We start from the raw sequence: 6,808 nt of genomic DNA on the forward strand, positions 1-6,808 counted from the left end.
CGTCTTGCCGTCGCCCAGGAGCGACCACGACGATCTACTCGACCGATACGAAGGGCCGCAGACATGGCAGTTGGACCCACCACCCGCAGGCGCCAACTCGGCGCCGACCTGCGACGGCTCAGGGAACTCAAAGGGCTCACACTCGAGGAGGCGGGCTCACACGTCGGCATCTCGAAGGCGACGCTGAGTCGCTACGAGACCAAGGAAGGCACGGTCAAGTGGCCGGCCGTCGACGCCCTCTGCCGCGAATACGGCGCCTCGGACGAAGAGCGGCTGGCCCTGGTCGAACTGGCAAAGGGCTCCAAGATCCAGGGTTGGTGGCGATCCCTGGCTGACCCCATCCCCGAGTCCATGAACCTCATGCTCACCCTGGAAGACGAGGTTGTGCGCGAGGACCACTACGCCTGCATGTACGTACCCGGGCTGCTCCAGACCCGTGCTTACGCGGAGGCCGTACACCGGGCTTCGGAAGTGCAATGCGACGAGCGCGAAGTGCAGCACATGGTCGACATCCGCATGAAGCGCCAGGAACTGCTGGATCGCGACGACCCACCGCACATCTGGTGCGTGATCGACGAAGCAGCGATCCGGCGGCAGGTCGGGGGCCGCGAGGTGATGCGGGAACAACTCGCACACCTGCTCGCCGTCGCCGAACGCCCGCATGTGACAGTCCAAGTCCTGCCGTTCGTACGGGGCGCCCATGCAGCTGCCGTCGGCAGCTTCGTCACCCTTCGCGGCCAAGCCCCTGAACTGGATGTGGTGTACGTGGATCTTCTCGGCGGTGGACTGTTCATGGAGAAGCCCGAGGAACTGGAGCGCTATAGGTTGGCGTTCCAGTACCTCAGCGCCCAGGCACTCGACCTCGAGTCCTCCGCCGAACTCATCAACAGGGTCAGCAAGGAGTGAGTCTTGATGACGGCAACGTCAGAGCATCACTGGTTCAAGTCCTCATACAGCGGCGGCAGCGGCACGGAATGTGTGGAATGCGCGCATGCTGACGACGACACACTCATACGCGACTCCAAACAGCCAGAAGGACCCGTGATGCGCATTCGCAATAGGACGTGGCACATGTTCGTACGGGCGTTGGCGCGAGATGGGCTCAGGTAAGCATCGATCCAACTGGTGAAAGGGCCTGCCACAGGTGCTCAGGCCCCTTCCAAAACCCAGTGCCGGGTCGTTGAGGGGGTGGCGACCTCAGCCCTCGATCTTGTTGGCGGCTCGACGTCCCTTGTTCCACGCATCGAGAACGAAGCGGTAAGCGACGCTAATCCGGGACCCCGTCCCGCTGTTGTTGAAGCCCCCGTTCGACGAGGCACTCAGGATCTGAGAGCGCCACTTCGCGGCCGTACCGACACGCTCCAGCTTCTTCGCGAGCTCCGAGTCGTTGACAAGGTCGCCGTGTCGTCCGAGGAACATTCCGATGCCGCCCAGGAGCATGCCATCCCAGGACTCAGCGGAGCGGCCCCATGCTTCTTCCGCAATGGTGAGGGTACGGTCCAGTACGGTCGGCCCGTATCGGTCCGTGATCTGGAGAACTCCCGAGACCGCACCAACACTGTTGGTCGAGGAGGAACCCAGGCTGAGCTGGTGAGCCTTCAGGACCCGATCGGTGTCGACGAACAGCGGGACGCCTCCCGTGAGACCAACGTGGTACTCATCGATCGGGCGAGGCTTGTGAGACTCACGGTTCTTGATCAGGAAGAGTATGGCTTCCTGCTCCTGGGTGAGCCCGTGGATGTCCGCTCTGATGGTCTCCAACCCCGCCAGCTCAGAGGCGCGCTTCCGGTGCTGACCATCGACGATGTACCGGGACCCGTCTCCGCGCTCAGAGACGATGATGGTTCCGATCGCCTCACGGACGAGATTGCTCGCGATCGTCTGGGCACGCCGTTCGTTCAACGTGCGCTGCGCCTGGGGATCGATGAGGAGCTCGGCGACCTTTACCTCCACGCCGTGATCAACGTCGTGTTTGGGCAGGTCGTAGGTGTACTTGGGCATGACTGGGCCTCCTGTCGCCGCGTTAAGGGATGTAGGCGTGTGCCGGATTGAGGGATGGGCGTCGAGGAGCAAGTAAGCATCTGATCGCATATTAAGCAGTCCAATTTTCGCCTTCGGTGCCGTCTCGGCAGGCCTCGTGAGCGCATCAATGGTCGGCTGATGGTGGGTGGTTGGGCACCCCGTACCTGCCGGAGGTGAAGGAGTCTCGCTCGGCCACAGGCACCGCTGGCACCGCTGCCAACCTCCGCACTTCTGTCCTCAGTCCGAGGTTCCTGGCCAAGCGTTGCTGGTTCCTCGCACGCCACCAGCGTTCCAGGGCCTCCGCGCCGACGCGGCGTATGAGGACGGCACAGAGGTGACGGACGGGGTGGCATGCCAGTGCCGCGCAGGTGACGTGCCGGTCCGCGGTGGGCCGGTGCCGTATGAGACATCACCTGCAAGTTGCGATGGCCGCGGAGGGAAGGCCGATGACCGCGCAAAGTGACACTGCGCTATAAATTACTGGATCACCGAGAGGTAGTGGGGCATTGGCGCACAACATGCCAACACAGCAATCAGTTCCTCCGCCGTTCCCGTCGAAAGCCGTCACCGACGTTCGGGCCGCCTTGCAGGCCGGGCATGGGTTTCCGGGCGACTGTGAGGCCTTCGAGGTCGACCTGCAGCGCGCGCTGGAAGCGTCTTCGGCAGCAGACCTCACGGCTGTAACCGCAGTGATCACTGACTACCGGGGCAGGATCCGTCTACGCCAAGACCCCGGCTTCGACATCGCCGTCCGGGAGGGCATCGACCTCTCGGCGCAACTGAAGCGGGAGTCACGGCGAGGACGTTTCCGTTCTGGTACGGAGTGAGTACGCGACGGATCTCGCGTACCCGGCCCATGCCGGTCGCGTACCAGGTGAGGCCAGCTGGTCGAGGGCCTGCCCCACGTACGCGCAAGCCTCCTCAAGGTTTCCGGACGCGACCTCGGGAGCCGTCAACTCGCCCTACCTGGCCGTGCCTTGTTGCTCCCCCAGGGCCTCCACCAGTGCCGCGCGGGCCTGCGGGTGGTGGCCCGCGAGTAGCTGAGCGTTGCCCTTGAAGGCCGCGAGTCCGGCCGGGGAGAACCAGGCCAGGAACTCGGCCGACGCGGGAGCACGGCGCGCGTAGGCGCGGGTCGCGATCACGCGCTCAAGGGCGCGCCGTCGCGGTTCTCTGCCCAGCTGGGGATGAAGGCCATATAGGCGGTGATCGCCGACCAGGGCATCGCATCGTCGGCTTCGCCCGCCGCCTGTAGGGCAGGGAGGAGGGTCTCGTGGGCGGCGCTCGGCTCGCGCAGGACAAAGAATTCGATCCGGCCTGCCAGCAGGTACGTCTCCGCTAACGCAGCCACGATCACGCGACGTGTGGGATCCGCCGTCTCAGGGAGCAAGGCCCAGCCCAGCGTGGCGTGGGACAGGACGGCATCGGCCGGGCACGGGCGCTGTTGTCCGTGTGGGCATGCGGAGCAGGCAGGTGCATCGCACAGGCCTCCGGGCACGCAGGAGCAAGTGGGGAACGTGGCTGACACCGGTCCGGGGGCTGATGGAGGCACACGTGACGGACAACCGTCCGGCGCTCCCACCGCCGTGGCGTGCTTTCGGTGGCTGAGGTGTTCGGGCCGCGGAGGATGGTCGGCCGTGGTGTTCCGCGACCCGCCACAAGGCTGGCTGCACGAGCCGCAGCAGCAAGGACGGCAACAGGCAGCGCCAACCGGCGCCCGAGCCTCATCGGCAACCAGCGTTTCGGAACTCCCTACGAGGACCTGCGGCCGGGTCTCTGGCCGCGCCCCTCCCGGCGTGGGGATATTGCTGGAGCTGAGCACATCTTTGGAGTAGGGCCCCGGACCCGGGGCTGTGATGGTCAGGCCGGAGGACCGGCTGTCGCGTCGGAGGGGGCGCCGAACTCCTCGGTCTCGGTCGGGGTGCCGCTGCTCTCAGGGACGGGAAGGCGCCGCGTCCAGGCCTCGGAGCTGCCAGCTCGCCCGTTTGATGCTTTTGCCGCCGCTACGGTTCGGTCCATACGAATGACTGGCCCAAGGAGATCAACGAGTGTCCGATCTGGACTTCTACGCTCACGTCGCTACGAGCTGTGACGTCTTCGGAACCGGCATCGGATCCAGTCCCGCAGCCTGGGAAGCCACAGTGGGCCCGGACTACCTCGACGATCCGAGCAAGGGGACGCTGCGCCGGGATTACGGACTGGTGGAGCTCTCCTTCTCGAATACCGAAGGGCCCATGTCCTGCTTCGGAATCAGTGTGCAGGTCCACCGGTTGATCCACGGCCTCTCCGTGCCGGCGTCTCTGGCCGGAGAGTACGGGGAGTTCGCACCTCGCGCCCGGTTCGCAGACATGCAGGTGGCGATCCAGGCACTGGGGTACACGGTAGAGCCCGACGACCTGTCGGGACACGTCCACCGCTATCGCGTGCCCAGGTCCGGTGCTCGCATCTTTGTCATCAATGATCCCGACCCATATGGGGACGGCGACCATGACGTCGACGATCAGGAGGTTCACCAGGCAGGCGACGTATGGGCGTTGAGTGTGTCCCCGGCTTGGTGGCGGGCGGCGCAGGGGACAGCGCGCAGGTTCCAGTAATTCTGGACGGCGAGGAGCGTGAACCCGTACGCGAATCGTCTGTGCCAAGCAATCCACGGTCAGGGTCCGCCTCTCAACTGCGCGGATGACGGGCGGCGAGGTCTATCGCGGAGGACGCGCCATCGTGGATGCGCAGGGCGATGCGGTCACAGTGGAGAACGTCGAGCCCGGCGGGAGACTCAGGGGTGGTCGACGCCTCAGGAAGACCAGCCGAGGCCGTGCCGCACGGCCAGCATGGCCACGTCGTCGTCGTTGTCCGGCGGGCGTGCCCGGGCCAACAACTCGTCGATGAAGGATTCCAGGGGGTACCGGGCCAGGGCCGCGGCGTGCCGGCTCAGGCGGGCCAGGCCCTCGTCCAGGCCGTGGGCCGGGGACTCGATCAGGCCGTCGGTGTAGAGGAGCAGGGTGGCCCCGGGCGGCAGTTCCGCCGTCGCGTCGGGACGGCGGAACTGCCCGGGTGTGACGCCCAGGAGGATCCCGTGGCCGTCGGTCAGATAGCAGGCCTCACCCTCGCGGGTGACCAGCAGGGGAGGTGGATGGCCCGCGTTGGTCCAGGACAGCTCGCACCGGCCGTCGGCCTGCTCACTCATGCGGACGAAGACCAGCGTGGCCATGGAGACCTCGGCGATGTGCAGGGTCGCCTGGTCGAGCCATTCCACGATCTTGCTCGGCGGCTTCTGCTGGGACACGGCGTACGCCCGGAGCATGTTGCGCAGCTGGGCCATGCCGGCCGCGGCCTCCAGGTCGTGCCCGACGACGTCCCCCACGGCGAGGGCGGTGGCGCCGTCCGTCAGGGTGAACGCGTCGTACCAGTCGCCGCCGACGTGGGAGGCGTCCGGCGCCGGCAGATAGCGGGCGGCCATCCTGCGGCCGGGCGAACGCGGGAGCTTCGGGAGCAGATGGCGCTGCATGGTCTCGGCGACCTGGCGCTGGCGCTGGTAGAGGCGGGCGTTCTCCAAGGCGAGGCTGGCACGTCGGGCGATGTCCTCCAGCAGGGCGGTGTCGGCCGCGGTGAACCGTTCGGGGTCGTCGGCGCGGCCCAGGGTGAGGGCGCCCATCACGTCGTGCATGCTGCGGAGGGGCACCATGATGGCCGAGTGCATGCCGGTCGCCTCGAACAGGCGCCGCTGCTCCACCGCGATCCCGGAGTCGGGCGGGCCCTGGTACGTCTCGGGACCGACGGAGGAGGACGCGACGCCGCGCAGCGCGCGGGACAGGGGCATCAAGGACTCCTGCGGCACTGGCGGCATGGGCCCCTGGAGGTCTTCCCGGAACTTCACCGTGCCGCCCTCGGCATGGGCGACAGCGAAGCGCAGGACGTCGTCCCGCTCGCCGATCAGGTCGATGACGGCCCAGTCGGCGATGCGAGGCACCACGAGGCTGATCAGGCGGCGCAGCGCCTTGTGGATGTCCAGGGTGGAGGTGAGCAGGGTGGTCGTCCGGGCGAGCAGAGCGAGCCGTTCCAGTTCGGAGAGCCGTCCGCCGGCCGGTGATCGCCGGCCGGTGCGCCCGGGGAACCTCGCGGAGTGGAAGAGGACGAGCGTGGCCGACGGAGGGGTACCGATGTCGCAGGGGGTGGCCAGCCATCCCACCGGCACCAGGGTGCCGTCCCCGCGCTCGAGCCACTCCTCCTCCCCCTGCTGCGTGCGCCCGCCGAGGAGGCTCTCCAGCATGCGGCACTCGGCCCTCGGCATGGGTTCCCCGCAGCTGGTGCGGTGCAGCAGGTCGTGCGCGTCCCGGCCGACCAGATCAGTGGCGGGCCGGGCCAGGAGTTGTTCGCCGCGCGCGTTGACGGCGACGATCAAACCCTGCTCGTCCGCCAGGAAAGCACCCGTGCCAAGGGTGTCGAGAGCCCTGGCGACCGCTGCCCGCGGGCCATCCGGGCTCATCATCGCCTGCCTCCCGTCACCGGGGAAATCACCGGACCACGCCTTCGCCCCGGGTTCCCCCGGGGGCTCGGATGACCCTCACGGCGAACGAGGGCGATGAGGGATCGGCCGAAGCGGGATGCGCGGGGCGAGCGCGGCGGCGACGTCGGCGTAGGCGAGTCGGCCGTCCAAGGGCCTCATGTCGCCGTTCCTTGAACCGTGACCCCCTATCGGTCGATGAAAAGTGACCCCTTCCGTGATCGAGTGATCAGTCTGGCTCCATGGGAGTCAGGTGGAAGAGGTGATCGGTGTGGAGGACTGGGCTGA

At 67.2% G+C, this 6,808-nt stretch carries 8 protein-coding genes; 4 read left to right on the plus strand and 4 right to left on the minus strand.

Annotated elements, in window-relative coordinates; all coding sequences use genetic code 11:
• The first annotated feature begins 63 nt into the window (after positions 1–63).
• Positions 64–906 (plus strand): helix-turn-helix domain-containing protein, encoded by an 843-nt coding sequence (locus tag RM812_RS24655; protein WP_311575651.1) that lies wholly within the window; start codon positions 64–66, stop codon positions 904–906.
• Positions 907–912: 6 nt separating this feature from the next.
• A complete protein-coding gene (locus RM812_RS24660; RefSeq protein WP_311575671.1) occupies positions 913–1,110 on the plus strand; it encodes a DUF397 domain-containing protein in 198 nt (65 codons plus the stop codon).
• A gap of 87 nt (positions 1,111–1,197) precedes the next feature.
• On the opposite strand, the gene RM812_RS24665 is transcribed toward RM812_RS24660, so the two are convergent.
• Positions 1,198–2,001, minus strand: coding sequence for a DUF6551 family protein (locus tag RM812_RS24665; protein ID WP_311575653.1), 804 nt, complete (start codon positions 1,999–2,001; stop codon positions 1,198–1,200).
• A gap of 527 nt (positions 2,002–2,528) precedes the next feature.
• Here RM812_RS24665 and RM812_RS24670 point away from each other — a divergent pair.
• A complete protein-coding gene (locus tag RM812_RS24670) occupies positions 2,529–2,849 on the plus strand; it encodes a hypothetical protein (RefSeq protein WP_311575655.1) in 321 nt (106 codons plus the stop codon).
• Positions 2,850–2,984: 135 nt separating this feature from the next.
• On the opposite strand, the gene RM812_RS24675 is transcribed toward RM812_RS24670, so the two are convergent.
• Together RM812_RS24675 and RM812_RS24680 are read right to left on the minus strand one after the other, a co-directional pair.
• On the minus strand, positions 2,985–3,164 hold the full coding sequence (locus RM812_RS24675) for a hypothetical protein (RefSeq protein ID WP_311575658.1): 180 nt from the start codon (positions 3,162–3,164) through the stop codon (positions 2,985–2,987).
• A complete protein-coding gene (locus RM812_RS24680) occupies positions 3,161–3,376 on the minus strand; it encodes a hypothetical protein (protein WP_311575660.1) in 216 nt (71 codons plus the stop codon). The genes RM812_RS24675 and RM812_RS24680 overlap by 4 nt, the downstream gene beginning before the upstream one ends.
• 691 nt (positions 3,377–4,067) lie before the next feature.
• On the opposite strand from RM812_RS24680, the gene RM812_RS24685 reads away from it, so the two are divergent.
• A complete protein-coding gene (locus RM812_RS24685) occupies positions 4,068–4,613 on the plus strand; it encodes a hypothetical protein (protein ID WP_311575662.1) in 546 nt (181 codons plus the stop codon).
• A gap of 197 nt (positions 4,614–4,810) precedes the next feature.
• Here the strand turns inward: RM812_RS24685 and RM812_RS24690 are convergent, their stop codons facing one another.
• Positions 4,811–6,505, minus strand: coding sequence for a SpoIIE family protein phosphatase (locus RM812_RS24690; protein ID WP_394816511.1), 1,695 nt, complete (start codon positions 6,503–6,505; stop codon positions 4,811–4,813).
• Positions 6,506–6,808: the final 303 nt, after the last annotated feature.

The organism is Streptomyces lancefieldiae (genome assembly GCF_031845825.1).
GTDB classification, from domain to species: domain Bacteria; phylum Actinomycetota; class Actinomycetes; order Streptomycetales; family Streptomycetaceae; genus Streptomyces; species Streptomyces lancefieldiae.

What these genes read in the sequence shown, in the direction of transcription:
- RM812_RS24660 (WP_311575671.1), top strand. Translation starts at nt 913, where the DNA reads ATGACGGCAACGTCAGAGCATCACTGGTTCAAGTCCTCATACAGCGGC.
- RM812_RS24665 (WP_311575653.1), bottom strand. Translation starts at nt 2,001, where the DNA reads ATGCCCAAGTACACCTACGACCTGCCCAAACACGACGTTGATCACGGC.
- RM812_RS24655 (WP_311575651.1), top strand. Translation starts at nt 64, where the DNA reads ATGGCAGTTGGACCCACCACCCGCAGGCGCCAACTCGGCGCCGACCTG.
- RM812_RS24690 (WP_394816511.1), bottom strand. Translation starts at nt 6,505, where the DNA reads ATGATGAGCCCGGATGGCCCGCGGGCAGCGGTCGCCAGGGCTCTCGAC.